This is a genomic window from Micromonospora sp. NPDC048909, assembly GCF_040649635.1.
Classification (GTDB): domain Bacteria; phylum Actinomycetota; class Actinomycetes; order Mycobacteriales; family Micromonosporaceae; genus Micromonospora.
In genome coordinates, this window is record NZ_JBEZFU010000001.1 from 927,416 (window position 1) to 952,500 (window position 25,085).

At 74.0% G+C, this 25,085-nt stretch carries 28 protein-coding genes, 1 tRNA gene and 1 pseudogene; 21 read left to right on the forward strand and 9 right to left on the reverse strand.

Going from position 1 to position 25,085, the window contains the following annotated elements:
* Positions 1-79 precede the first annotated feature (79 nt).
* The 5 genes from AB0C04_RS04485 to AB0C04_RS04505 all read left to right on the forward strand — a co-directional run bounded on the left by AB0C04_RS04485 (position 80) and on the right by AB0C04_RS04505 (position 4,787).
* A complete protein-coding gene (locus tag AB0C04_RS04485) occupies positions 80-925 on the forward strand; it encodes a SigE family RNA polymerase sigma factor (RefSeq protein ID WP_357048136.1) in 846 nt (281 codons plus the stop codon).
* Positions 922-2,193: a hypothetical protein gene (locus AB0C04_RS04490; protein WP_357048138.1), complete on the forward strand. Its 1,272-nt coding sequence runs from the start codon at positions 922-924 to the stop codon at positions 2,191-2,193. The genes AB0C04_RS04485 and AB0C04_RS04490 overlap by 4 nt, the downstream gene beginning before the upstream one ends.
* 83 nt (positions 2,194-2,276) lie before the next feature.
* Positions 2,277-3,155, forward strand: a complete 879-nt coding sequence (locus AB0C04_RS04495) for a PHP domain-containing protein (protein WP_357048141.1) — start codon at positions 2,277-2,279, stop codon at positions 3,153-3,155.
* A 40-nt stretch (positions 3,156-3,195) separates the two neighbouring features.
* Positions 3,196-3,810 carry a MarC family protein gene (locus tag AB0C04_RS04500; RefSeq protein ID WP_357048144.1) on the forward strand — a complete coding sequence of 205 codons (615 nt, stop codon included), beginning with the start codon at positions 3,196-3,198 and terminating at the stop codon, positions 3,808-3,810.
* Positions 3,811-3,854: 44 nt separating this feature from the next.
* Positions 3,855-4,787 (forward strand): PD-(D/E)XK nuclease family protein, encoded by a 933-nt coding sequence (locus AB0C04_RS04505; protein WP_357048147.1) that lies wholly within the window; start codon positions 3,855-3,857, stop codon positions 4,785-4,787.
* A gap of 112 nt (positions 4,788-4,899) precedes the next feature.
* On the opposite strand, the gene AB0C04_RS04510 is transcribed toward AB0C04_RS04505, so the two are convergent.
* On the reverse strand, positions 4,900-5,763 hold the full coding sequence (locus AB0C04_RS04510; RefSeq protein ID WP_357048150.1) for an oxygenase MpaB family protein: 864 nt from the start codon (positions 5,761-5,763) through the stop codon (positions 4,900-4,902).
* A 33-nt stretch (positions 5,764-5,796) separates the two neighbouring features.
* Positions 5,797-6,225 carry a Fur family transcriptional regulator gene (locus tag AB0C04_RS04515; protein WP_350867553.1) on the reverse strand — a complete coding sequence of 143 codons (429 nt, stop codon included), beginning with the start codon at positions 6,223-6,225 and terminating at the stop codon, positions 5,797-5,799.
* Positions 6,226-6,421: 196 nt separating this feature from the next.
* Between AB0C04_RS04515 and AB0C04_RS04520 the strand changes: the two genes are divergently transcribed.
* Positions 6,422-6,904 carry a DUF2231 domain-containing protein gene (locus tag AB0C04_RS04520; protein WP_357049117.1) on the forward strand — a complete coding sequence of 161 codons (483 nt, stop codon included), beginning with the start codon at positions 6,422-6,424 and terminating at the stop codon, positions 6,902-6,904.
* An 18-nt stretch (positions 6,905-6,922) separates the two neighbouring features.
* On the opposite strand, the gene AB0C04_RS04525 is transcribed toward AB0C04_RS04520, so the two are convergent.
* Complete coding sequence (locus tag AB0C04_RS04525; protein WP_357048153.1) at positions 6,923-7,261, reverse strand: hypothetical protein; 339 nt, start codon at positions 7,259-7,261, stop codon at positions 6,923-6,925.
* A 95-nt stretch (positions 7,262-7,356) separates the two neighbouring features.
* On the opposite strand from AB0C04_RS04525, the gene AB0C04_RS04530 reads away from it, so the two are divergent.
* Positions 7,357-7,533, forward strand: a complete 177-nt coding sequence (locus tag AB0C04_RS04530; protein ID WP_357048156.1) for a hypothetical protein — start codon at positions 7,357-7,359, stop codon at positions 7,531-7,533.
* 33 nt (positions 7,534-7,566) lie between these two features.
* Here AB0C04_RS04530 and AB0C04_RS04535 read toward each other — a convergent pair whose 3' ends face one another.
* Complete coding sequence (locus tag AB0C04_RS04535; protein ID WP_357048159.1) at positions 7,567-8,139, reverse strand: flagellar biosynthesis protein FlgA; 573 nt, start codon at positions 8,137-8,139, stop codon at positions 7,567-7,569.
* A 157-nt stretch (positions 8,140-8,296) separates the two neighbouring features.
* Between AB0C04_RS04535 and AB0C04_RS04540 the strand changes: the two genes are divergently transcribed.
* Positions 8,297-8,524 (forward strand): hypothetical protein, encoded by a 228-nt coding sequence (locus tag AB0C04_RS04540; protein WP_357049163.1) that lies wholly within the window; start codon positions 8,297-8,299, stop codon positions 8,522-8,524.
* 14 nt (positions 8,525-8,538) lie between these two features.
* On the opposite strand, the pseudogene AB0C04_RS04545 reads toward AB0C04_RS04540, so the two are convergent.
* Positions 8,539-8,679 (reverse strand): annotated as a pseudogene (locus AB0C04_RS04545) (FmdB family zinc ribbon protein); the annotation flags it as partial.
* 60 nt (positions 8,680-8,739) lie between these two features.
* Positions 8,740-9,426, reverse strand: coding sequence for a 5-formyltetrahydrofolate cyclo-ligase (locus tag AB0C04_RS04550; RefSeq protein WP_357048162.1), 687 nt, complete (start codon positions 9,424-9,426; stop codon positions 8,740-8,742).
* Between the two features lie 85 nt (positions 9,427-9,511).
* On the opposite strand from AB0C04_RS04550, the gene AB0C04_RS04555 reads away from it, so the two are divergent.
* From AB0C04_RS04555 to AB0C04_RS04610, 12 genes are all read left to right on the forward strand, one after another.
* Positions 9,512-11,989 (forward strand): diguanylate cyclase, encoded by a 2,478-nt coding sequence (locus tag AB0C04_RS04555; protein WP_357048165.1) that lies wholly within the window; start codon positions 9,512-9,514, stop codon positions 11,987-11,989.
* Positions 11,990-11,998: 9 nt separating this feature from the next.
* Complete coding sequence (locus AB0C04_RS04560) at positions 11,999-12,961, forward strand: UTP--glucose-1-phosphate uridylyltransferase (protein ID WP_357048168.1); 963 nt, start codon at positions 11,999-12,001, stop codon at positions 12,959-12,961.
* Positions 12,958-14,241, forward strand: coding sequence for a gephyrin-like molybdotransferase Glp (gene glp / locus AB0C04_RS04565; RefSeq protein ID WP_350867540.1), 1,284 nt, complete (start codon positions 12,958-12,960; stop codon positions 14,239-14,241). Before AB0C04_RS04560 ends, glp begins: the two co-directional genes overlap by 4 nt.
* A 110-nt stretch (positions 14,242-14,351) precedes the next feature.
* Positions 14,352-15,002, forward strand: a complete 651-nt coding sequence (locus AB0C04_RS04570) for a GNAT family protein (RefSeq protein ID WP_357048172.1) — start codon at positions 14,352-14,354, stop codon at positions 15,000-15,002.
* Between the two features lie 177 nt (positions 15,003-15,179).
* Complete coding sequence (locus tag AB0C04_RS04575; RefSeq protein ID WP_357048175.1) at positions 15,180-15,974, forward strand: hypothetical protein; 795 nt, start codon at positions 15,180-15,182, stop codon at positions 15,972-15,974.
* A gap of 246 nt (positions 15,975-16,220) precedes the next feature.
* Positions 16,221-16,294, forward strand: a tRNA-Ala gene (locus tag AB0C04_RS04580).
* 116 nt (positions 16,295-16,410) lie between these two features.
* Positions 16,411-16,887 carry a DUF4279 domain-containing protein gene (locus AB0C04_RS04585; protein WP_357048178.1) on the forward strand — a complete coding sequence of 159 codons (477 nt, stop codon included), beginning with the start codon at positions 16,411-16,413 and terminating at the stop codon, positions 16,885-16,887.
* A 499-nt stretch (positions 16,888-17,386) separates the two neighbouring features.
* The gene (locus tag AB0C04_RS04590) at positions 17,387-18,610 is read left to right on the forward strand and encodes a macrolide family glycosyltransferase (protein ID WP_357048181.1); all 1,224 of its coding nucleotides are present in this window, start codon (positions 17,387-17,389) and stop codon (positions 18,608-18,610) included.
* Between the two features lie 3 nt (positions 18,611-18,613).
* The gene (locus tag AB0C04_RS04595) at positions 18,614-19,105 is read left to right on the forward strand and encodes a hypothetical protein (RefSeq protein WP_357048184.1); all 492 of its coding nucleotides are present in this window, start codon (positions 18,614-18,616) and stop codon (positions 19,103-19,105) included.
* On the forward strand, positions 19,102-20,046 hold the full coding sequence (locus AB0C04_RS04600; protein ID WP_357048187.1) for a hypothetical protein: 945 nt from the start codon (positions 19,102-19,104) through the stop codon (positions 20,044-20,046). The genes AB0C04_RS04595 and AB0C04_RS04600 overlap by 4 nt, the downstream gene beginning before the upstream one ends.
* 371 nt (positions 20,047-20,417) lie before the next feature.
* Entirely contained in the window at positions 20,418-21,125 is a 708-nt protein-coding gene (locus tag AB0C04_RS04605; RefSeq protein WP_357048190.1) for a hypothetical protein, read from the forward strand.
* Entirely contained in the window at positions 21,121-21,474 is a 354-nt protein-coding gene (locus AB0C04_RS04610; RefSeq protein WP_357049120.1) for a transcriptional regulator, read from the forward strand. Before AB0C04_RS04605 ends, AB0C04_RS04610 begins: the two co-directional genes overlap by 5 nt.
* Here AB0C04_RS04610 and AB0C04_RS04615 read toward each other — a convergent pair.
* Together AB0C04_RS04615 and AB0C04_RS04620 are read right to left on the reverse strand one after the other, a co-directional pair.
* Positions 21,471-22,904: an FAD-dependent oxidoreductase gene (locus AB0C04_RS04615; protein WP_357048193.1), complete on the reverse strand. Its 1,434-nt coding sequence runs from the start codon at positions 22,902-22,904 to the stop codon at positions 21,471-21,473. The two genes, AB0C04_RS04610 and AB0C04_RS04615, sit on opposite strands and share 4 nt — an antisense overlap.
* A 93-nt stretch (positions 22,905-22,997) precedes the next feature.
* On the reverse strand, positions 22,998-23,543 hold the full coding sequence (locus tag AB0C04_RS04620) for a dihydrofolate reductase family protein (protein WP_357048196.1): 546 nt from the start codon (positions 23,541-23,543) through the stop codon (positions 22,998-23,000).
* Between the two features lie 151 nt (positions 23,544-23,694).
* On the opposite strand from AB0C04_RS04620, the gene AB0C04_RS04625 reads away from it, so the two are divergent.
* Positions 23,695-23,979: a VOC family protein gene (locus AB0C04_RS04625; RefSeq protein ID WP_357048199.1), complete on the forward strand. Its 285-nt coding sequence runs from the start codon at positions 23,695-23,697 to the stop codon at positions 23,977-23,979.
* Positions 23,980-23,999: 20 nt separating this feature from the next.
* On the opposite strand, the gene AB0C04_RS04630 is transcribed toward AB0C04_RS04625, so the two are convergent.
* Positions 24,000-24,995, reverse strand: coding sequence for a DUF4352 domain-containing protein (locus AB0C04_RS04630; protein WP_357048202.1), 996 nt, complete (start codon positions 24,993-24,995; stop codon positions 24,000-24,002).
* Positions 24,996-25,085: the final 90 nt, after the last annotated feature.

Genomic DNA, 25,085 nt, shown 5'->3' on the forward strand with positions numbered 1-25,085 from the left:
AAGTGCACACCTTTCGCCATGGACCTCGGCCGCCCTGGCATGGCAACCTGCCAGGACGGTCGGGGTGTGGAGGTGGGCAGTGGGGAACAGGGATCCGCTGGAGGAGGAGTTCCGCGAGTTCGTCGCGGCCCGATCCGGCGCCCTCCTGCGCACCGCCTACCTGCTGACCGCCGACTGGGCCACCGCCGAGGACCTCCTGCAGACCGCGTTGACCAAGACCTACCTCGCCTGGAAGCGGCTCGGCGGGATCGAGGCGATCGAACCGTACGCCCGCCGGGTGATGGTGAACACGTCGACCAGTTGGTGGCGGCGACGCTGGCACGGTGAACGCCCCACCGAGGTGCTGCCGGAGCGGGCCGCCGCCGACGAGATCGAGCAGCAGCTCGACCGGGACGTGCTCTGGCGCCACCTCAGCGCGCTGCCCACCCGGCAGCGGGCCGTGCTGGTGCTGCGCTACTACGAGGACATGTCCGAGGCGCAGACCGCCGCGCTGCTCGACATCTCGCCGGGCACGGTGAAGAGCCAGACGTCGCGCGCGCTGGCCACCCTGCGCAAGCGGATGGGCGCCGAGGCCGCTCAGGAGTTGGCCGTCGAGCCGAGCGCCGCGCCGGCACGGCCGAGCCGGGGGCTCCGGCCGGCGGCGCCCAGACCCCCGTCGGCTCGCCCCGACGCCCGGTCACCCGAGCCGGCCGTCTCGGCGGCCGGCTCCGCGCCCGCTACCGCCTCCGATGCGATCCCGCGGCAGGCCACGGCGGCGGCGCCCGACCGCGGCGACCAGGCCGCCGCCGGCGACGCTCCGGCGGCCGACCGGGCACGACGAGTCCCGCCCGGCGGGCCGGTGGACGATGTCCCGGTCCCGGCCGTTGCCTTCGCCGCCCCGGTCTCCGGCGTCCCGGCCGGCAGTGCCCGCGGGAAACAGCGATGACCGCCACCCGGCGTCGGGGTGGCAACCGGATTGCCGTCCCGGCGCGTCCATTGGAGGTGACGAAGGACGAGCTGGAATCCGCGGTGCGGGAGACCTTCTCCCAGCAGGTCGCCGTGCCCCGGCCGCTCGCCGTCGACCCGGCCGGCGCCGCGATCCGCCGCGCCCGGCGGGTCCAGCGCCAGCGCGCCATGACCGGTCTGGCCCTGGCCGCCGTCGCCACGGTGGCCGTCAGCACCGGGGTGGCCCAGCTTGGTGCCGAGCCGCGTCGGTCGGCCCCGCCGACGGTCGTGCTCGGTGACCCGTACGCCTCGGCCCGGCCGGATCCCGTCCTCTCCTCGGAGCCGTCGATCGTCGACGGGCAGGCGCCCGGCACCGAGGTGGACCTGATCGTCGGGACCGTCATCGTCGGTGCGGACGGGCGGCGGGTCGCGCTGCCCGGCGTCGGCCCGGCCGAGCGGGCCCATCGGCTGCCCGAGAACGCCGGCTGGCTGGTGGTCGGCGCCGCCACCACCGCGGGCCGCTCGCTCTGGTCGGTGTCCCGGGAAGGCAACGCTCAGGTGCTGCTGGCCGGCGCGGGGACGATCATCGTGTCGGCGGACGGCCGCCAGGTGGCCTGGCGCGACGGCGCCGACCTGGTCTCGGCCGGGGTCGTCGGTACCCAGCTGATCGCGCCGGTCCGCACCCCCGCGCCGGCCACCGCCGTGCCGGACGGTTTCGTCGGGGACTCCGTGCTGGTCCGGCTCGACCCGGCCCGGCCGGGACACACCATCTGGCACCCGAGTGTCGGCCCGGTCCCGGTGGACGCCGATCGGGCCACCCTGAACCTCTACGGCGCCCTGCCCGACGGTCGACTGGTCGGGCAGATCTCCGGCGCTCGCGCCGACGGCCCCTGCCTCGCCGTGGTCGACCCGGGCCGCGAGTTGGCCCCGGTGCACACCGGATGCGGCGCCACCCTGAGCCCGGACGGGCTCGGCGCGGTCTCCGGGGACGGCCGGTGGTTGCTGGCGAACGGCCGGTACGACGGCGCGGAGAGCGCCCTGCTGATCGACGTGACGCGGATCGGCGGCACAGTGGCCGCCCGCCCCGCCGGACCTCCGATGACCGGCGCGGTGGCCTGGGCGTCGCCCGACGCCGCGGCGTACGTCGACGGCTCGGGCGAGCTGGTCCGGGTGCAGGTGAAGAGCGTGCTGGCCGGCGAGCCGGCCGCCCCGTCCCCGGTGCCCGGCGCCGGCCCGAGCGACCGCCCGGTGGTGGTGAGCGGCTCCTGACCGCCCGGCGACCGCGGCGTCCCGGCTCCGGGGCGTCACGGCCCGGGCGGGTGAGCGGGCGGCGTCGCCGGTAGCGTCGGGCGATGACCCCGCGTACCAGTCCGGCCGGCCGGATCGACCTGCACACCCACTCCACGGCCAGCGACGGCACGCTGAGCCCCGCGGAGCTGGTACGCGCGGCCGCCGACGCCGGGCTCGACGTGGTGGCGATCACCGACCACGACAGCACCGCCGGCTGGGCGCCCGCGCTGGACGCGCTGCCGACCGGGCTCCGCCTGGTCCGGGGGGCGGAACTCTCCTGCCGATGGTTCGGCGCGGAGCCCGCGGTGCCGCTGCACCTGCTGGCGTACCTCTTCGACCCGGACGCACCGGAGCTGGTCGCCGAACTGACCCGGGTGCGGGCCGCCCGCGAGGAGCGCGGCGAACGGATCGTGAACCTGCTGCGGGCCGACGGCATCGACGTCAGCTGGCCGGAGATCCTGGCCGGCGCGGCCGGCGGCACCGTCGGCCGGCCACACATCGCGCTGGCCCTGATCCGGGCCGGCCTGGTCACCAGCACCAGCGAGGCGTTCGGGCCGGACTGGCTGGGCGAGCGCTACCGGCTGCCCAAGGAGGACATCGACGTGTTCCGCGCGGTGCGGCTGGTCCGGTCGGCCGGCGGTGTACCGGTCTTCGCCCACCCGCGCGCCACCCGGCGGGGGCGGGTGGTGCCGGACGAGTTGATCGCCGAGCTGGCGGCGGTCGGGCTCGCCGGGCTGGAAGCGGACCACGAGGACCACTCCCCGGCCGAGCGGGCGCACGTCCGGGGGCTCGCCGCCGAGCTGGGGCTGCTGGTCACCGGCTCCTCCGACTTCCACGGCACGCACAAGACCGTCCGGCTCGGCGCGTTCACCACCGACCCCGAGGCGTACGAGCGGATCGTCGCGGAGGCCGGCGGGGTGACCGAAGTCGCTTCCGGCTGATCCGCGGATCGGCCTCCGGCGCCGCCGCTAGGTTGATCAGGTGGATCTCAAGCTCTTCGGTGAGGTCTTCGTGACCCTGCTGGTGATCACCGACCCGCCGGGCATGATGCCCATCTTCCTCGCGCTGACCGGCCCGCTCTCCCCCCGGGACCGGTACCGGGCCGCCTGGCAGGCGGTCGCGCTGGCGCTCGGCGTGATCGTGGTCTTCGCGGTGGCTGGGCAGACCCTGCTCGACTACCTGCACGTCGACCTGCCGGCGCTCCAGGCCGCCGGCGGGCTGCTGCTGGTGCTGGTCGCGCTGGAGCTGCTGACCGGCAAGGGCGACGAGCCGAGCGGGCAGTCCACCTCGAACATCGCGCTGGTGCCGTTGGGCACCCCACTGCTGGCCGGCCCGGGTGCGATCGTGGCCACCATGCTCTTCGTCCAGCAGGCGGAGGGCGTCACCGACTTCGTGGCGATCGGCACCGCGATCATCGCGGTGATGGCCGCGGTCTGGATCGTGCTCCGCTTCTCCGGCGGGATCGTGAAGATCCTGCGGCCGGGCGGGATCGAGGTGCTCACCCGCATCGCCGGCCTGCTGCTGGCCGCGATCGCGGTGCAGCTCATCGCGGACGCGGTGGCCGCGTTCGTCACGCAGTACGTGAACATGGTCTGAGCGCGTCCGCGCGGCTGTCGTAGGTGGATGGCAGGATCGCAGGCGTGCGACGACCCACCCCAGCCGGCCGACCCTCCTCCGGGCGCGCCCCACGCCCCCGCGAGGGGCAGGCCGAGCAGCTCGGCTTCGAGGGCATGCCGGAGCGCCTTTTCGTCTGCACCCCGAGCAAGCTCGGCGCCTACGCCGACTGCCCCCGCCGCTACCGCTACTCCTACGTCGACCGCCCGGCGCCGCCCAAGGGCCCGCCGTGGGCGCACAACTCGCTCGGTGCCAGCGTGCACACCGCGCTGAAGAACTGGTACGCGGTGCCCCTCGATCGACGTCGGCCGGAGGCGCTGGCCGGGCTGCTGCGGGGCACCTGGGTCCGCGAGGGCTATCGCGACGACGAGCAGGAGCGGGCGGCCTACCGGCGAGCGCTGGGCTGGCTCGAGGCCTACGTCGAGACGCTCGAACCGGAGGTCGACCCGCTCGGGGTGGAGCGGGTCGTCGCGGTCAAGACCGCCGTGCTGGCCTTCAACGGCCGGGCCGACCGGATCGACTCCCGCCCCGGTCCCGAGGGCACTGAGCTGGTCATCGTCGACTACAAGACCGGCCGCACCGGGCTGGACGCCGACGACGCCCGAGGCTCCCAGGCGCTGGCGCTCTACGCGTACGCGGCCGAGCGGGTCTTCCGCCGGCCGTGCCGCCGGGTCGAGCTGCACCACCTGCCGACCGGCACGGTGGCCGGGCACGACCACACCGCGGAGTCGTTGGCCCGGCAGCTGAGCCGCGCCGAGGAGACCGCCCGCGACATCATGGCCGCCGAGCGGGCGGTCGCCGACGGCTCGGATCCCGACGAGGCCTTCCCGACCTCGCCGAGCCCCCGGTGCGGATGGTGCGACTACCGGCGGGTCTGTCCGGCCGGGGCGCAGACGCCGGGCAAGGAGCCGTGGGCGGCGGTCGACCGCCCGCCCGAGGGGGAGCCGGCTCAGCAGTGACCGGCGGCCGGATCACCGGGCGGGCCCGGTCAACGGCTCGCGGCAGCGCCACCGGCTCAGCGGGTGGCCAGGTCAGCCGGCGGGCAGGGCGCCGGTTCGGCGGGTGGCCAGGTCAGCCGGCGGCCGGGGTGCCGGCGAGGCGGGCCGCGCGTTCCTTGGCGGCCTGCTGCAACGGCCCCTCCCGATAGCGGCGGGGCAGCGCGGCGAGCGCGAGCCGGAGCGCCCGGACGGTCAGGTCCGCCGACAGCGCGGTGGTCGGCAGGCCGAGACCGCCGTACATCCGACGGGCCCATGCCGGCAGCAGCGCCAGCGCGGTGCCGGCGACGCCGAAGTAGGCCCACCGGGGCGGGCCGAGGGTCAGGCCGAGCCGCGCCGGCAGGCTCAGCTTCCAGGGCAGCGGCGGCGCGGTGAGGAAGAGCGCGGTCTCGGCGGCCTCCCGGGTCATCCGCAGCTCCGGGCGGACGGCCCCGTAGTAGTCGGCCACCTCGGCGGCGGTGCCGGGGACGGTCGCCGGGTCGAGGCCGACCAGCGCGGCCGACCGGCGCTGCTCCGTGTAGTAGCCGTCGACCTCGGCGGGCGACAGCGGCAACCCGGCCCGCCGGGCGGTGTCCAGGAACGACTCCACCTCGGTGACGTGCACCCAGCGCAGCAGGTCAGGGTCATCGATGCGGAACTGCTCGCCGGTGGCCGGGTCGGTGGCCCGGAGCCGGGCGTGCAGACGGCGCAGCCGTCGACCGGCCGACTCCGCCTCGGCGATGGTCCCGTAGACGGTGACGCCGACGTAGTTGGCGGTGCGGACGAGGCGCCCCCAGGCGTCGGTGCGGTAGTTGCTGTTCTGTGCCACCCCGGCCATCGCGCGCGGGTGCAGCGCCTGGAGGTAGAGCGAGCGGAGGCCGGCGACGATCAGGATCGGCTCCTCGTGCACCTTCCACGTGACCGAACCCGGACCGAAGAGGCCGAGATCATCGGAGTCCACGGATCAAGAGTGCCACGACCCGGGCGGCGCGGGTCACTCGTCGGCGGTGCGGCGGGCCTGGCAGCCCGGGCAGAGCCCCCAGAAGGTCACCTCGGCCTCGTCGACCTCATAGCCGTGCGTGGTGTGCGGGTCGAGGCAGGGGGCGCTGCCCACCGTGCAGTCGACATCGGCGATCTCGCCGCAGCCTCGGCAGACCACGTGGTGGTGGTTGTCGCCCGTCCGGGACTCGTAGCGGGCGGGGCTGCCGGCCGGCTCGATCCGGCGGGAGAGACCGGCCCGGGACAGCGCGCCGAGGACGTCGTAGACCGCCTGGGTGGAGACCGAGTCGAGCCGCTCGCGGACCCGGCGGGTGATCTCGTCGACCTCCAGGTGACCGCCCGCGGCCAGCACGTCCAGCACGGCGAGGCGCGGCCGGGTGACCCGCAGGCCCCTGGACCGGAGCAGCTCCTCGGGACTGGACATGCGCCAATGACAGCACGCGTCACCTCCATCGACAACCGGGCTGCGGCGTCGGGTGGTCGCGGACACAGCCCGAGCGGGTCGGGTCCGGGCGGCGGTGAACCGGTTCGGGACGGCCTGCGTGTAGGCGAACGAGGAGACCGTCGGCCGCTGGACCGTAGGCTGGCAGGCCGCAACCGTGATCAACCTGGAGGGGTCGATGTTCGAGGAGGTCCTGGGCCTACCGCTGCACGTCCTGGTGGTGCACGCGGTCGTGGTGTTCGTGCCACTGCTGGCGGTGCTCGCCGTGGCGTACGCCGCGCTGCCGCGCTGGCGCTCCCGGCTGGACTGGGCGACCGGCATCCTGGCGGTGGTCGCGCCGGTGGCCACGTTCGTGGCCGTGCAGTCCGGTGAGGCGTTCACCGACGCGCTGGTCGCGCGGGGCTTCCAAGGCCCGATCCTCGATCAGATCTTCGAGCACTCCCGGTACGGCGACATCTTGTTCCGGATCGTCGTCCCGCTCGGCATCCTGGTCCTCCTGCTGCTGGTGGTGACCAGCGGCAATCCGCGGGTGCCGAGGCTGCCGGCGCTGGTCACCCCGGTGCTCGCCGTCGCGGTGGTCGCGCTGGCGGGCGCCTCGCTGGTCTACGTCTACCTGACCGGGCACTCCGGCGCCGAGACGGTCTGGGGCACCACGCTCTGACCGCCGTCGGGCGGCCGGTCACAGGATGATCCGGGAGCAGAGCAGGCAGACCAGAACCAGCAGCACCACTCCGGCCAACGCGCCGAAGCTGTAGGTCACCCGCTGCGCCCGCTGCTCCGCCACGTCCAGCGCGGCCATGTCCTGCGGCGGCAGGCGGCGCGGTGGGGCCGGTTCCAGGTGCACCGGTGGACGCCAGCCGGCCGGCGGCGGTGTGCTCGGCGGCGGGCCGGTGTATCCGCCGGGCGGTCCGCTCCCGCCGGCCGGGGGCGCGGTGGGCTGGTCCGCGGGCCCTTCACCGCCGGCTGGGGGTCGCCGCCAGTAGTCGTCCGGGGAGCTGCCACCGGTGGGGGTCGTCACGCCGTCCGACGCTACCAACGGCGCGACCCGAGAACCGGGCGACGCGGCAGAGCGGCCGGGGCCCGGTGGCCCGGGCTGCGTTAGTCTTGCCCGTCGTGAACACCGAGGACCCGGGTGCCCGTGGCGACGACGACCGCCCGGTCGACCTGAGCGACGACGACTTCGTGGTGCTGCCGGAGCAGACGGCCGACGACACCGACCGTGGCTGGGGCGAGCGGGCCGGCGGCAGCGACGACTGGCTGCTCGCCGAGCGCCCACCGCACTGGGACTGAGCGACCGTCGAAGAGGTCGCGGTCGGCTGCGGCTCAGCCGCGTACGACGACGGCGAAGCGGCTGCCCTCCGGCTGGCCGACCGCGCGCTGCGCCTGATCGGGTCGGAGGGCGAGGTAGAGGGCGGCCGAGCCGTCGGTCGCCCCGGCGCCCACCACGTCGAGCACCAGCGCCCGGGCCGCCAACAGGCTCGCCTTGCCGGGGCGACCACCGGCCGGCACGGCGAGCAGGTCGACCCGCGCGCCCGGCCGGACCACCGCTAGCGCGGCCGGCTCGGCCAGCCGGACCGGCACCCCGACCAGCCCGGTGGGCAGCGGGAACGGCACACCGGTCGGGTGCGGGTCTTCGGGTGCCATGGCCGGCTGCGGGCCGGCCGTCGAGTGCGGGGTATCACCCGCGGCCGGCGCGGTCGGTGCGGCACCGGACGTGCCCGGCGCGACCCGGGGCGCCGGGGGACAGTCGGACGGGGTGTGCAGCACGGCCGCCGCCAGGCCGAGCAGTGCGGCGACCAGCCCGGCTCGGAGCAGCGTGCCACCGCGCGGGAGGCGGGGTCGGCGTACCGGGCGCAGTGATTCCGCCGTGCCCGCGCCGTCGTTCGCCATCGCCATCGCTCCCGCCCTCGGCAGAGCGCCGTCGAGGCGCCCCTGGGCAGCAGGTTAGGGGCGGGCGGGACGCCGGTCCGGCCACCGGCCGGCGGCCTGTGGACAACCGGCCGACCTGTGGACAACCCCCGCGGGGCGGACCGGGCTGCTATGCGCCGGCCCCGTGGCTCAGGACGCCGAGCCGCTGGTGCTGCTGGCGGCCGAGGCCTTCGAAGCTCCGCCGTTGGACGAGCCGCTCGACGAGCCGTTCGACGAGCCGTTCGACGACGAAGAGGAAGAGGTCGACGACGGGGTCGAGCTGGACGAGTCGGAGGACGACTCCGACTTCGCCGGCTTGCTGGCGCCGTTCGGCACGGTGTCGGAGCCGGCCGAGCGGGAGTCGGTGCGGTAGAACCCGGAGCCCTTGAACACGATGCCGACCGAGTTGAAGACCTTGCGCAGCCGCCCCGCACACGCCGGGCACTCGGTCAGCGGCGCGTCGGAGAACGACTGGACCGCCTCGAGCTGCTGGCCGCACGCGGTGCAGGCGTACTGGTACGTGGGCACGTTTCCTCCGGATCAGACTCGGCCGGTTGGCACTCGGCATCTTCGAGTGCCAATGGTGCGTCATTCGCCCCGGGTTCGTCCAGCGGAAGTGTGGGGCGCGACACCCGGCGGCGCACCCGGTGCGGGTGGCGCGACGTCAAGCGTACGCAGGCCGCCGGCGGGGGTGACCACCGCGCGTACCGGGCGGTCGTGGGGCTCGGCGGGAACGGCCGGGACCAGCTCGCCGTCGTGCAGCGGGACCACGGTCAGCGTCGCGGCCGGCACCCGGGCCAGCGCCCGGTCGTACGAGCCGCCGCCCCGGCCCAGCCGCAGCCCTCGCCGGTCGACGGCCAGCGCGGGCACCACCACCAGCTCGGCGCCGGTGATCGCGGAAACCCCGAGCCGCAGCCCGGTCGGCTGGCGCATCCCCCGGCCCGCCGCGGCGAGCGAGCCCGGCCCGGCGTACCGGGCCCAGTCCAGGTCGAGATCCGGGCGGAGCACCGGGAGCAGCAGCTCGCCGCCGGGCGGCAGCGCCGCGCGCAACGCCTCCGGCAGCTCGGACCCGCCGGGCTCCGAGCCGACCGGCACGTACGCCGTCATCCGGGCCGGGCGCAGCCGGCGTACCAGCGCCACCAGCTCGGCCTGGACACGGCCCGCGGCGGCAGCCCGGTCCGCAACGGTGAGTTCTCGACGGTGAGCGAGCAACTCGATACGCATGTCGCGTTTCGCCACATGAGTCACTTCCGCTCCATCAGAAAATTCCGGCACGCAACACTCCTGACGCAACGCCTCTCCCATGGTGGCTCTGTGTCAGCATCGCAGCATCGGAGGCGGAACTTCCGGGGGGAACCGAGTGACGCTACGCGGGCGGTTGACGGCGGCCTTCCTCGTGGTGGTCCTCGGCCCGGTCGTGCTCGGCGCGCTCTTCGTCGCCTCGACGGTGAACGCCGTCGACCGAGGTCGCTCCACCGAGCGGCTGGCGGTGGCCGCCGCGACCGTGCGTACCTCGGTCGACGCCCTCTGCCAGCAGTTGCGCGCCGCCGCCGACGCGGTGGCGCTGGCCGGCGACCCGAGCGGCGCCGCCGCTCAGGTCGTCAGCCGAGGCCTGGCCGCCGCGGTGATGGTCAGCGACATGGCCGGCCGGATCACGTACACCACCCCCGGCGCGCCGCCGACCCCCTGGTCGGAGTGCGCCGGCGCTCCGCCGACGAGCGGCCCGGTCCGGGCGCTGACCGCCCGGGTCGACCTGCGCGACCGCGCCGGCGCGACGCTCGGCACGGTCACCGCGGCGCAGCCGGTCGACCCGGCCTTCGTCGCCCGCCTGGCCGCGGTGACCGGCGTGGCGGTCACCCTGCTCGACGACGACGCCGGGCCCGCGCGGGTCACCCACACCACCGAATCCCGGGAGGTACGCGACGCGGTGCTGGCCGCCGCCGGCACGCTGGACGGCGAGGGGGTCAGCGAGACCGCCGACGGCCGGTACGTACGCCGGATCGGTCCCTCGTCCGGGCAGCCGCTGCCGCTGGTGCTCTCGATCCCGAGCGACCGGCCACCGGGGTTGCCGACCGTGCTCCTCGCGGCGGTGGTGCTGGCGGCGGTGCTCGCGGTGCTGGCCGCCTGGCGGCTGGCCCGGGTCACCACCCGGCCGCTGGTCGAGCTGGCCGCCGCGGTCGACCGGGTGGCGCAGGGCGACCTGACCGCCCGGGTTCCGGTACGCACCCGCGACGAGCTGGGCCGGCTGGCCGGCGCCTTCAATCGGATGACCCGGGAGACCGGCTCCTACGTGGCCGCGCTGACCAGCAGCCGGGACCAGCTGCGGGGCCACCTGGCGGTGCTCGGGGACACCCTGGCCAGCACCCACGACCTGCAACGCATCCTGCGGGTGATCCTGCACAGCGCGATCGCGGCCACCGGCGCCCGGGCCGGGGCGGTGCTGCTGGTCGACTCCAACGGGATGCTCGTCGCGCAGTGCACCGCGGGCCTCGACGGGCGCTGCCCCGAGCCGGACGGCGCGGCGCTGCTGCGAGTACCGGTCGGCAGCGGCGTGGTCGGCGCGGTCGCGGCCACCGGCGAGCCGCAGCGCGGGCGGATGGAGCCGACCGACGTACCGCCGGGTGAGCCGCGCTGCCGGACGTACATCGCGGTCCCGTTCGCCACCCCTGGCGGTCCGGGCGCGACGGGCGGTGCTGCCGGCGGTCCGGCGGACCCGGCGGCGACCGGCGGGACCAGCGCGGGCGCGGCGCCGCCCGCCGGGGGGCCGGACGAGACGCCGACGGTCGAGCTGCCCGGTGCCGGCGGCGGGACCGACCCCGTCGCCCCGGCTGCGGCGCTCGGCGTGTTGGCCCTCTACGACCGCCTCGGCGCGGACGAGTTCGACGACGACGACCTGGACACCCTGCGCACCTTCGCGGGCCACGCGGCGGTGGCCGTGGACAACGTCCGGGTGCACGAGGAGGCGCAGCGGCTCTCGCTCACCGACCCGCTGACCGGGCTGTGGAACTACCGCTACCTGCGCGAGTCGATCCGCCGGGAGGTCGAGCGGGCCAGCCGGTTCGGCCGGATGCTCAGCGTGCTCGCCCTCGACCTCGACCGGTTCAAGGACGTCAACGACACGTGGGGGCACGCGGCCGGGGACACCGTGCTGGCGGAGTTCGCCCGGCGGCTACGCGACGAGATCCGCGAGGTCGACCTGGCCTTCCGGCAGGGCGGCGAGGAGTTCGTGCTGATGCTGCCGGAGACCGACGCCCGGGGCGCGGCGATCGTGGCGGAGCGCCTCGGCGCGGCCATCCGGGACACCGCGATCCCGGTCGAGGCGCACGCCGGCGCCCCGGTGCCGATCCGGGTCACCGTCTCCATCGGCATCGCGGTCTACCCCGACCACGCCAGCACCGGCCAGCAGGTGTTGGACGCGGCCGACGACGCGCTCTACGCCGCCAAGGGCGCCGGCCGCGACACCTACCGGGTGAGCAGCCGCCGAGCCCTCACCGCGCGGGAACTCCCGGTGCCCGCCGGCGCGGCCAGCCCGGCCGACGGGCTGCCCCGCGCCGGGCGGGCCACCGCGCCCAGCCGGCCCGAGTCGGCCGCCGCTCCCGGGTCGGTCCAGGTCGCCGCGCCCGGCTGTCCGGAATCCGCCACTGCGGGCCGCGCCGAGGTACCCGCGTCCGCCTGCGCCGAACCGGCACACGCCGAGGTCGACACCGCCGACGCGCCGCTCGGCCCGGCGTTCGGCGGCCCGGACGTCGCGCGAGCCGGGCCTGGTTCGCCGCGGTCGGCCCCGGCGGGCGGCGCGTCTTCCGGGCCACACCCGCCGCGACAGAGCCGTGGCCGATAGTCTCGCGGCATGTCGGAGCACTCAGCGAGCCCCTCAACCACGGCTGCCGCAACCGGCCGTGCCCGTGCGGTCAAGGCCGTCATCCCGGCCGCCGGTCTGGCCACCCGGTTCCTGCCCGCGACGAAGGCGGTGCCCAAGGAGCTGCTGCCGGTGGTCGACCGGCCGGTGCTGCAGTACATCGTCGAGGAGGCCACCCAGGCCGGCATCAATGATGTTCTGCTGATCACCGGGCGGGGTAAGACCTCGATGGTGGATCACTTCGACCGCCGCCCCGACTTGGAGGCCCGGTTGGAGGAGAAGGGCGACGAGAAGACTCTCGCCGCGGTGCGCCGGCCCAGCGAGCTGGCCGAGATCTACACCTGCCGGCAGCCGGAACAGCTCGGCCTCGGCCACGCCGTCGGGTACGCGGAGTCGCACGTCGGCGAGCAGCCCTTCGCGGTGCTGCTCGGCGACGAGTTCGTGAAGCTCGACCAGCCGCTGCTGCCGGCGATGCTGGAGCTCCAGGCCCGCACCGGTGGCGTGGTGCTGGCCTTCTTCGAGGTCGACCCGGCCGAGACCAAGCGGTACGGGATCGCCTCCGTCGAGCCGGCCGAGGGGGAGCTGACCGACATCGGCGAGGTCGTCAAGGTGACCGGCATGGTGGAGAAGCCCAAGCCGGAGGACGCGCCGAGCAACCTGGCCGTGCTCGGCCGCTACGTGCTGCCCGCGAAGATCTTCGACGCGATCCGGCGTACCGAGCCGGGCAGCGGCGGTGAGATCCAGCTGACCGACGCGATGGAGCTGCTGCGCGCCGAGGGCATCCCGGTGCACGCGATCGTCTACCGGGGCACCCGCTACGACACCGGCATGCCGCTGGGCTACCTGCAGACGGTGGTGCAAATCGCCGCCGAGCGGGAGGACCTCGGCACCGAGTTCCGCAAGTGGCTGGCCGACTTCGTCAACTCCGACGCGTCGGGTGGATCTGGTACATGACAGCGACGGCCGACGCCGAGGCGGCCGCGAACGAGTTGACGCCGCTCGCCGACTACCTGGGCAGCGTGCTGCGCAGGTTACGCGCGCTGCCTCCGCTCGACCTCGACCTCACCCAGGCGCACGGCAACGTCCTCGCCGAGGACGTCGTCGCGCCGCACGCCTTCCCGGCCTTCGACCAGGCCGCCGTCGACGGGTACGCGGCCCGCTGGGAGGACCTCGCGGGTGCCGGGCGGGCCGCCGGCGGGCGGGCCGTCCGGCTCAACGTGGTCGGTGACCTGGGCGCGGCGAGCTGGCGACCGGTCCGGCTGACCCCCGGCTCGTGCTTCTCGGTGGCCGCCGGGGCGCCGCTGCCGGTCGCCGCCGACGTGGTGGTCCCGGTGGAGTGGACCGACCAGGGCATGGCCGCGGTGGAGATCTACCGGACCCCCAAGCGTGGGTACGGCCTGCGCCGGGCCGGCGAAGAGCTGCCCGCGGGCACGCTGCTCGCCCGCGCCGGCACGTACGTCTCCCCGGCACTGGTCGCGGTCTTCGCCGCCACCGGCATCGGCCACGTGGTGGTGCGGCCCAGCCCGCGGGTGGTCATCGTGGCCACCGGCGACGAGCTGGTGGACGTGGGCCGGGGCAGTCAGCCCGGCCAGGTGGTGGACGCGAACTCGCACGCGTTGACCGCGGCCGCGGCCGAGGCCGGCGCGCTGGCCTACCGGGTCGGGATCTGCGACGACGATCCGGAGGGGTTGCGCGGGCTGCTGGAGGACCAGACCCTGAGCGCCGATCTGATCATCACCACCGGTGGCACCGGCACCGGCCCGGGCGACATGGTCCGTCGGATCCTCTCCCGCCGGGAGGGCGGCCGGGCCGGACCGGTCACCTTCACCGACGTGGCGCTCTACCCGGGCACCGCGCTCGGCTTCGGCACGGTCGGGGCCGAGGAGGTGCCGGTGGTCTGCCTGCCCGGTGAACCCGGTGCGGCGCTGATCGGCTTCGAGGTGCTGGCCCGGCCGGCGATCCAGCTGCTGGCCGGGGCCGAGCCGGTGTTCCGGCCCAGCGTCCGCGCGCACCTGCTGGAGACCGTGTCGTCCCCGGTCGGGTTGCGCGAGTTCCGTCCGGCGCACGTCGCCGAGCGGCGGGGCGGCGGCTACACCGTCCAGCCGCTGAGTGGTGGGCCGTTCACCCTCTCCGGGCTGGCCGAGGCGAACGGCCTGCTGGTCCTGGGCGAGCGGGTCACCACCGCCGCGGCCGGCTCCACGGTGGACGTCCTGCTGCTCGACCGTCGCCGGTGAGCGCGGGCAGTGAGCTTGCGAGCTAAGCACCGCTGCGGTGAACGGGTCGACGGTTCGGCCGGGTCGCGGGAGGGTGCGCGCCCGGCCGTCGCGGGCGTAGGGTCCGGCCCGTGAGCCTCTTCGGAACCGGACGGGCCCCCGGCTGGCCGGCGGTCCTGGTCGACGGTCCGGTGGTGCTGCGGCCGTACCGGCGCTCCGACGCGGCCGCCTGGTCGGAGGTGCGGCGCGCCAACGAGAGCTGGCTGGCGCCGTGGGAGTCGTCGATGCCCGGCGAGTGGGACCAGCTGAACTCGCCGGCCGCGTTCCGCTGGGTCCAGCGGGACCAGCGCCGCTCGGCGCGGACCGGTGAGGGGATGCCGTTCGCGGTCTGCCTGCACGAGGAGGGGCGCGAGCGCCTGGTCGGCCACCTCAACGTGGGCAGCATCGTGCGGCGGGCGTTCTGCTCCGGGTACGTGGGTTACTGGGTGGACCACCGAGTGGCCGGGCGTGGGGTGATCCCGACCGCGCTGGCGCTGGCCGTCGACCACGCCTTCGGGCCGGGCGGGTTGCACCGGGTGGAGGTGAACATCCGGCCGGAGAATCGGCCGTCCCGCCGGGTGGTGGAGAAGCTCGGGTTCCGCGAGGAGGCGTACCACGTGCGCTACATGCACATTGACGGTGCGTGGCGGGACCACATCGGATACGCGATGACCAGCGAGGAGGTCGCCGCGGAGGGCGGGCTGCTGGCCCGCTGGCACCGGGTGCGCGCCGGGGCGAGGTGAACCGTCCCACGGACGGGATCGGCGCGGCGTGCCGGCATCCCGGACGCTCGCCCGTAACCTCAAGTAACTGCAAGCTTTGGCAAGCGCTGCACGCCCGCATGATCCACGCGGTCGACACCGATCGGTGGAAGATCCTGCGGCCGGGTGACGGTTGCTCCGAATTTGGTGACGGGAGGGGTGAGGGTGCCGACCTCGGTGCTCCTCGCCGTCCTCGCCGCCGCCGGTCTGCTCGCCCTCGCTCCGGCGCTCGTCCGCCGGTACGACGCCACCGAGCGGCTGGTGGCGGAGCGGGCGCAGTCGACGGCGCGGGTGCTGCAGCGCCACCGTCGGCGTCGTACCGTGCCGGGACGCCGGCCGGTCCACCCGCCTCGCGCCCTTGTCGTCACGCTCAGTGAAAACTCGACTACGGGGAGTCTGGGCGCGCCGGTCTCCGGTCCACCCGCCGCCGGCCGCCGATCGGGCCGGCTGCGCGCAGTGCCGCCCGCCCAGCGCCGGGCCCGCCGCCGCCCGCCGCCGCGCCGGCCGCACACCCCGGCCATCTACCGCCGCCGCCGGGTGCTCGCCGCACTGCTGCTGCTCAACGTCGTCGAGCTGGTCGGCGTGATCGTGGTCGGCCCCGGGTTCTGGATCAGCGTCTCGGTCACCGGCACGCTGCTCGTCGCGTACGTCGTACACCTGCGGCAGCGCGCGGTGGCGGATCGCCGGCGCCGGCGGGCGCGGGCCCGTGAGGCGGCCTGGCTGGCCGCCCGGCAGGCCGAGGTCCGGCGGGAGCAGGCCCGCCGGGCGGCGGCTCGCCGGGAGGCGCAGCGCCGACTGGCGGCCCAGCGCGAGGTGGTACGCCGCGCGGCGATGGGCCTGGACCGGCCCGCCGACCTGCCGGCCGTGGCGAACGGCGGCTCGGTCTCCTACCGGCGATCCGGTGGCCTCCGCGGCCGCCCCTACCAGACCGGCCCCGGCTCCCACACCGCCTGACGCCCCGGCATTTGTCCGTTTCGCGGTCCGGCCCGCCGGGTCCGGGCGGTGAGTCCGCCCGGCCCGCCCGGGTTCCTGGAAGTCGGGGTATCCCGTCTGCGTGGATACGCCGCCTTCGCGGAGCCCGAGTCGATCATCGGCGCGCCTCGCCGGGGCTGATTCGCGGTGGAGGGAGCCGACCTGTTAGCCTTGTCGCCGGCCCGCCCGGTGAAAGCCGGGTGGGACCGAAGCCGGTTCGCCGGTGGAGGGGCTGTGGCGCAGACTGGTAGCGCACCTCGTTCGCATCGAGGGGGTCAGGGGTTCAAATCCCCTCAGCTCCACCCCAGGTCAAAGGCCGTTTCCGCTCGTCGGAGACGGCCTTTTTCGATCTTGCCGGCTGCGGAATGCAGCAAGAAACCGACGGCACCGTCGGTGCCTGCGTGGGTAGGGTCCGCCAGTGCTCATCTCCCAGTACACGTACTTCGCGCTGAGCTCGAACCGGGTTTCGGCTGCCGAGATTACCGCGAGGCTCGGCATCGAACCGGACGAGATCGCTGTTCGTGGCAGCCGTCTGGCCAGCCCTGCGAGGCCCGCCTGCCACCGGTGGAAGATCACGTGTCGCGTGCCTGGCTGGACGGTTGACGAACAGATCGATCGGATTGTGGATCGGCTTTTCATTCATGCCGAGCGGATCGGCGAGCTGGCCGTCGAGCTGGACAAATTCGATGGAGAACCGGGCGCGAGCATGCTGCAGGTTGTCCGGGTGTTCGAGCACCCGGATGGTGAGGAGGAGGACCTGACAGGCCCGTCCGAAGGCTTCGAGAAGCTCGCCGGTCAGCATCAGTTGTTGGGCTGGCACCTCGATGCCCGGATGTTGGAGTTCCTCCGACTGACGCGAGCAGAGCTGGACGTGGACGAGTACGCCTACGGATGAGGCTGGCTCCCCGACGGGGAGGCGCAGGCCGCCAGGTGGTCTGCACCGAGATCGCCCGGATGCTCGACTTGCGGCCGCGAAGTTTGGCTCCCGGTGCAAGGATGCCTGCCCGGCGTGATGGCCTGACGAGCTTCGAGTGGCTGTCGACTCAGGACGCGGTAGCACCAGGGCCAGTTTGGCCGAGCGGGCGTGCCATGAGCCCCGGTCGGGGTGCGGCGCGGCCCAGACCCGCCCGCGAACGGGGTGAGTGCCTGGTCCGCGACGTGCTGCGAACCGGCAACGTCTACGCTGTGACCAGCGGCCACCGCAACAGGCGACTGTTGTCCAAACACAGAGCCCACGCGGTGGCTGCGCTGCGCTTGCCGGCCCCCAACCAAGCTCCCTGGACGGCTGCCGTGACAGGTGCGGACGGACGCGAAGCTGCGTCGGGGTGAGGAAGGCGGAACATGATCGCTACAGGGTGCCGGGCGCTGACTCCTTCCCCGCCCGGGATTGGCCGATGAGCGCGTTCGCCTTCCTGAACATCGGCATGCACGGCCACATCAATCCGACGCTGCCGGTCGTGGCCGAGCTGGTTCGTCGTGGTCACTCCGTCACCTACCACGCGACGCCCGCGTACGCCGACGAGGTCGCGGCCACCGGCGCGCGCGTGCTCCGCTACTCCGGCGAGGAACTGCCGCTCGCCGGCCCGCCGACACCGGTCACGCTGCTGACTCAGCTGGTGCGCACCGCCGTACGCGTGCTGCCCGGCGTCCTCGACGACCTGCGCGGCGCCCGGCCCGATCTGATCGTGCACGACTCCCTCTGCCCGTGGGGGCCGGTGGCCGCCCGGGAACTCGACGTGCCGGCTGCGTCGTCGTTCACCACGTTCGCGTTCAACCGGCAGGTGCCGAGCCCCACCCACGGTTCCTGGGAACTGCTCGCCGCAGCGGCGGCCCTGCCCCGCCACACCGGGGCGTACCTGAGGTCGCGCTGGGAGCTGCGCCGCCGGTACGACACGGGTGCGCTGCCCCTGGTCGACCTGGCGAACATCCGTCAGCCGCTCAACCTGGTCTACACCTCGCGGGCGTTCCACCCGGCGGCCGACAGCTTCGACCAGTCCTACCGGTTCGTCGGAGCGAGCCTCGGCGCCCGCCCGGTCGACTCGTCGTTCCCGGTGGACCAGCTGCGGGATCCGGTGCTGTACGCCTCGCTGGGCACGGTGTTCGAGGCCGGCCCGCGGCTGCTGCGCGGCTTCGCCGAGGCGCTCGCCCCGCTGGGCGGCACCGTGATCGTCTCGACCGGACACACCGATCCCGCCGCGCTCGGTCCACTGCCGGCGAACGTGATCGCCCAACGCTCCGTACCCCAGCCGGAGGTGCTGGCCCGCGCAGCGCTGTTCATCACGCACGGCGGGGTGAACAGCGTCAACGAGGCCCTGTACGCCGGCGTCCCGATGCTGGTGATCCCGCAGGGCGCCGACCAGTCGTTGGTGGCTTCCCGGGTCGTCGAGCTCGATGCCGGCCTCTCGATCCGCACCGAGGACGTCAACGTGGAGGTCGTACGCGGCCTCGCCCAGCGCCTGCTCGACGATCCCCGATTCCGGGCCGGTGCGAACGCCCTGCAGGTCGCTCAGCGTGAGGCGGGCGGCTATTCGCGCGCCGCCGACGAACTCGAGCGCCATGTGCGGCAGGCCGGGCCGGTCGCCCAGCCGGTCTCTGTCGATCAGCCACCGCAGGACTGACCGATGTCCCCCTTCGTCACCGCCCTGCTGCTGTTCGCCGGGCTGTCCGAGGCCGCCGGTCGTCTCCTGCCCGTGGTGGCACGGCTCTCCGGCGCGTCGCGCGCCCGGGTGGTCGGGCTGATGCTGGCCGGCGCCGTCGTGGACGGCGCGGTATTCGCGCTCTGGCCGCTGTCCGCGTGGACGCTTGCCGAGCTGGTGCTGCCCACCTCGCGGCCCGATGGGGCCGCGCTGGCCTGGACGCCGGGCCTGGTCGCCCCGCTGCTGCTCGCCGCGGTCCTCGCGTTTCCGCTGCTCGGGCCGCTGCTGCACCTGGTGCTCATGGTGGGAGTGGGGGCTGGCCTCAGCGCTGAGCTCGCCACGGTGGCCGGGATCGGTTGGTGGCAGGCCGCCGGCTGCGTGGCCGTCGCGGGAGTCGGGCTCGGCGTCGCCGTCGAGGGCGTCCGCCACCTGGTCGTACGGCTCAACACGAGGAGAGCACCGGAGCGACGCGCATGATCGAGTTTGCGCTCCTGCTGCTGTTGGGCGGGCTCGGACCGATCCTGCTCGCCGAAGCTCTGCTCGCCCGCTACGAGGTGCTGGCCTATGCCGCGGGCTGGCGGACTCCCACCACCGAACTCCCCACAGGCATGCCGTACGCCCGGGGCGCGGACCCGGACCGCCCCCCGGACGCCTACCTGGTCTATCTGGACGGCATCGGCAAACGCCGCTTCCACGACACCCGCGACGGTGGGCGACTGGTCAAGTCTCTGATCGCCAAGGCGCCGGAGCTCAGGGTGCTGGGTCAGGTGCAGCCCTACTCCCCGCTGGCCGACCCGCTCGCCAACCGGCCGGTGTGGATCTGGCTGCGCCGCCGGATCGGGCTGGTGCTGTTCCTGCACAACGTGGTGCAGATCTTCGTCGCCGCCGACCGCCGCTACCGCCCCCTCTACAACCGCGCCGTCGGCTCGCAGATCGCCAGTCAGCTCCGGCTCGCCGGCTACCAGCCGGACAGCGGTATCCCCGTGGTACTGCTCTCCTACAGCGGGGGCGCCCAGGTCGCCACCGGCGCGGTGAACGAACTGTGGGCCCAGCTGCGCTCACCGCTCTGGCTGATCACTCTCGGCGGGTTCCACAACGGCGCCAACGACGTCACCCACGCCCAGTTCCTCTGCCAGCTCACCAGTGCCGGCGACTGGATCGAGCGGGTCGGCACCGTGATGTTCCCGCAGCGGTGGCGGCTGTTTCGCCGCAGCGGATGGAACCGGGCGGACCGTGCAGGGAAGATCACGGTGCACCGGCTCGACCCGGCCACCCACGTCGGTCCGCTCAGCTACGTCAGCCCGGGGGCGCGGCTACCCGATGGCCGCAGTCACCTCGACCGGACCGCTGACACCGTGATCGGGCTGATCCGCGATCGCCTGGGCGCGATCGCGGAGACCGACGGCCCGCAGCAGTGAACGGCTCGACGACGGCGTGCCGTGCGCCGCGATGGCGCTTCCGCCTCCGGTCGAATCCGGCCAGCGCGGCGAGGCGGGGCTGGAGGCGCTGACCCCGGCCCCAGCCCCGCTCGGCTCCTTCCGCCGTCCGCCTCGACCCTCGTCAGGCCTTGACCTGCTCGGCGATCTCCAAGGCGATGGCCCTCGACTGCTCCGCGGACAGTGGAGCCTCCGGCTGCGCGGGAACCGCCGGAACGCTTGCGCAGAATGGTTTGCAATGTAAACCTATTGGTAGTGCAGCGACTGTGAGTCGATCCCTGGAGGCCGCCGTGCCGGACCAACCGCACCCCAGCCAGCACAGTGAGGCCACACCCGCGGAACTCCTCGCCTCGGTGGCCGCCCTGCGGCGACGTACCCGGGCCGTTCGGCACGCCTACTGGTTTCCGCTCCTGCTGTTCGGTCTGCTCACCGTGCTCGCGGCACCGTTCTACGTCGAGTCGGTGGAACCGCCCGGGATGCGGGCCTCGGCCGAGAATCCCGCACTGACCAGCCTCGGCGGGGACTTCCTCGAGCGCTCGGCGGCCCTCGGCTGGTACTGGCTCGCGGCCCTCATCGGCGGTTACCTGCTCAGCCTCTGGTGGTACCGGCGGCATGGCGAGCGGGTGGGCGTGCAGACCCCGACGAGGGCCTACCTCGTCGCCGGCATCGCGGGCGTGCTGGTGGGGCTCGTGCTGCCGGTCGTACTGCGACTGTTGCTGCTCAACGCGGCGACGGCGGTATCGGACGCGACGAGCTGGCTGACCACACCCCTGTCCGGTGTCGCCAACCGCGGCATGCTTCCGCATCTGATCATCGCGGTGGGCCTGGTGGTCCTTGCGCGGCTGGAGCGCAGCCGCGGCCTGGCGGCCGTGGCCCTGCTCTACGTCGCGGCCATCGTCCTGGTGAACGTCCACTTCCAGACAACGGAGTTCGAACCGGGCGATCTGAGTCGGACAAGCTTCATGATCGCCGCCCTGCTGCCGGCGCCGATCCTCATCCTCGCCGGAGGCGTCGCCCTCCTTCGTACCGGGAAGGTGCCACGAGGTCGACGTGAAGATTGAAGACGACGACAAGGCCCCGACGGCGAGTAGTGCCGGGCATCCGACGAACGGCCTCAGCGACGTCGTCCACCAGCGCCACCGGCTCGGCATCCTCACCATCGCGGCCGAGTCGGAGCGTGTGGAGGTCGCCTACCTGCGCGACACGCTCGAACTGACCGCCGGCAACCTCTCCCGACACCTCGCCGTACTGGAGGAGGCGGGTCTGATCCAGATCGAGCGGGGCTACCACGGCCGCCGGCCGAAGACCTGGATCAGGATCACCCGGCAGGGGCAGGAGGCGCTGGCCGCCGAGATAGCCGCGCTTCAGCAGCTCCTCCGCGGTCACCAGCACTCCCACCCCCGAGGCTAGGGGCGGTCTTCCGGTCGTGTCGGGGCACCCCCGCCCCGGAGCAGGCCGAGCCGGAGCGCCCGCAGCAGGGTGCCGGGCCGGCTGAGCGTCGCCGGGTGGTCGACCATGGTGGTCACCCGGCTGAGTCGGTCGCTGAGCACCTGATCGGTCAGCGACGCCCGGAAGACCATGTCACCGAACCACTTGGTGACCCGGTACCCGCGCGGATACGGCCCGTCGACGTGCGGCAGCTCGATGTCGGCGGAGGTGGAGATCTGCCAGGCGGCATCGACGATCACCCGGACCTGGTCGAAGTACGCCCACGCCGGCTCGTCGTGCGGCTTCGGGCCCGACCGCAGGTACGCGGAGAGGCAGGAGGCGTGCAGGGTCGCGGAGGTCATGCCCTGGCCGTACACCGGATTGAACGAGGCGATCGCGTCGCCGGCGGCGACCAGCCCGGCGGGCAGCCGGTCGAGCCGGTGGAAGTCGCGGCGTCGGCTGTCGGCCTGGTGGTACGTGACCACCCCGCCGAGCATCTCCCCGCGTTCGGCGATGTCGCCGAACATCTGCGGATAGTGCTCGCGACAGCGGGCGGTGAAGTCGGCGACGTCGCGGCTGGGCCGGTCGTCGTCGTAGCCGGCGACCAGCATGATCCAGCGGTCGCCCTCGACCGAGTTGATCCCGCCGATCCGCGCGGTACGGCCCTTGCCGGCCATGGTGTGGTAGACCACCACCCACGTATCGCTGACCTTCTCGTCCCGCTTGAAGAGCGCGGTCGCGTAGTTCAGTTTGATCGGCATCCGCTGCATGGGTGGGCGGGGCCACCCGTTATCGGCGAGCCAGTCGCTCAACCGGCTGGACCGCCCCATCGCGTCGACCACCAGGTCCGCCGCTTCCACGACCGGCTCGGTGCCGCCCTCGGGCACGTACCGCGCGCCGGTGACGCGCCGGTCGGCGAAGACCAGGCCGTCCGCCCGGCCGTACGCGATACGGATGTTGTCGACGGCGAGGGTCCGCCGCCGGACCAGCGCCTCCAGGAACGGCCGCGTGGTGATCAGCATCGGGCCGGTGGCGGCCGGTGCCGGTGGCAGCCCGAGTACGCCGTTCACGAAGATCTTCGCCGGCACCTCCTCGCTCGGCGGCGGCGCGCCGAGCGCCAACGCCTCGTCGACGATGCCGGGAAACCACCGCTCCAGCTGGATCTGGCCGGCCGGCAGGAGGGCGTGCACCTGGCTGCCCTGCGGCACGCCGGGGCGAGGCCCGTCATCCACATCGGACGGGTCCCGCTCGATGATCAGCACCTCTTCGGCGTGGTCGCTGAGCACCCGCGCCGCCATCAGGCCGGCGACGCTGCCGCCGAGCACCACCGCACGGCGCATGACCACGCTGGCCTCGGTCGGCCGTTGCGCCGTTGCTATCTCCGAGAAGAGCCGGGAGGGGGAGGGGGGCATGCGATCACTCCTCGAGCGGTCGGGAAACCTGAGCATCCACGACCGTAGCCATCGATGGCCGGCCCTGCCGAGCGATGTGTAAGGCTTCCGCCGCTACGCCGGGTTCAGCACCTCGTAGTCGACGAGCAGGCCACCCGATGAGGTCTTGGCGGCGCGCAGCAGGCGCAGCTTGCGCAGGCTGGTGTCGTCGCTGAAGAGTTTCCGCCCGGCCCCGGCGACCGCCGGGGCGATCAGGAGCCGCAGCTCGTCCACGAGATTCGCGTCGAACAGGGAACGGGCGAGCTGGATGCTGCCGTGGACGCCGATGTCGCGGCCGGGCCGCGCCTTGAGGTCTTGGACGAATGGTGTGAGCGGGCCGCTGACGACGGTGGTGTTGGCCCACGGCTGCGTCGGCTCGGTCGACGTGATGACGTACTTCCGGACGCCGTTGATGAAGCTGGCGAACGGCTCGTCGGTGGAGGTCGTCCAGTAGGGCGCCCACTCGTCGTACATGCGGCGGCCGAGCAGCACGGTGTCCTGGGCGTCGATGACCCGGCTGAGGTTGGCGTACATCTCCTCGTCGAAGTTGAAGAGGTAGCGGTCGGGGGACTCAGCGACGCCGTCGAGGGACAGCAGCGTGTAGACCACCAGCTTTCGCATACCGCTCCCCACTTGGTGTGCCGAGAGGGACCTGCCCGATTCGGGCAACAATATCGGAGTCGGCCCCGCACCCGGCCTGGCGCGCCGAGGCGGCCGGTCCTGATCGGCTTCGCGGCTTGCCTGACCGGGAGCGGTCGGGAACGCTGACCGGATGGCCGAGCCGCGGACGATGACCTTCGACAGCGCGGACCCGCCGGCCCTGGCCGCCTTCCTCCGGGTGCCCGAGCCGAAGGTGGCGAAGAACCGGCTCCACCTGGACATCCAGGCCGGCGGAGGGCGTGGCGTGCCGTGGGAGCTGCGGGCGCCGCGGGTACGGGCGGCGGTCGAGCGGCTGGTGGCGGTGGGTGCGACGGCGTTGCACGAGGACGTGGTCGACGGCCGACTCGACCATGTCGTGCTGGCCGATCCGGAGGGCAACGAGTTCTGCGTGGTGTGACCGGCGCCCACCGGTCGGTGCTACGGCCGCCAGGAGCCCGCCGGCTCGAAGCGGTGCAGGTACTCCAACGCGCCGTCCTTGTCGGGCACGTCGAAGACGACGGTGCCGCTCCGCTCGCTCCCGACGGAGAGGTTGCCCGCCGGCAGCGGCTTGCCGCAGCCGGAGAAGGCCCCGGCGATCGCGTTCGTCTCGGTGCCGTCCGCGGCCACCCACTGGAAGAAGAGCGGGTTGACCGAACCGCTTCCCTTGGTGACCACCGCGGTCACCTCCGCGATCAGGTACATGCCCTCCTCCGGGTCCAGCGCGAACGACTCGCACGCCTTGGTCGAGGTCCGGAACGTCGTCACGGTGATCTCCATGGTGCCGTCGTCGTCCGCGATCACCAGGGTCTCCCCGGCCGCCATGTTCCGGGTCTCGCCGGTGGACGGGGCGGCGGAGGACGGCCGGCTGCTCGGGCGATCGCCCACACCGCTGGTCACCCCGGGGGTGGGCAGCGCGTCGGTCACGTCGTCCGCCGCCCGGTTCGCGCCGATGATCACCGCGACGATGCCGCCGACGCAGCAGAGCAGGGCCAGCACGGCTACGGCCGCGACGACGATCAGCAGGGTCTTCCGGGACTTCGCGGGCGCGGCCGGTAGCGCGCCGGGCGGGTAGCCGACGCCGGGCGGCGGCGCGCCGGGCGGATAGCTGCCGCCGGGGTACGGCTGCTGCGGCGCGCCGGGCACCGGCGGGTAGGGCGTGCCCGGGTAGGGCTGCTGCGCTGCCCCGGGGGCCGGCGGATAGGGCTGCTGCGGTACTCCGGAAACCGGCGGGTACGGCTGCTGCGGAGCATTCGGCGCCGTCGGAAACGGTGTGGTCGGCTGCGGGACGCCGGACACCGGGGGATAGGGCGCGGTCGGGTACGGCTGCTGGGGTGCGCCGGACACCGGCGGCAGCGGCGCGGTCGGTGGGGTCCACGACTCGGCCGGGGCGGCCGGCATCGGCGGCTGCGGCGCCCACGGTTGCGTCGGCGGCATCGGGGACACGGTCGGTGTGGACCACGGTTCCCCGGCCGGCTGGGGCGCCGCGGGAACCGGCTGCTGGGGGAGCGTCGGCGCCGACCCGGG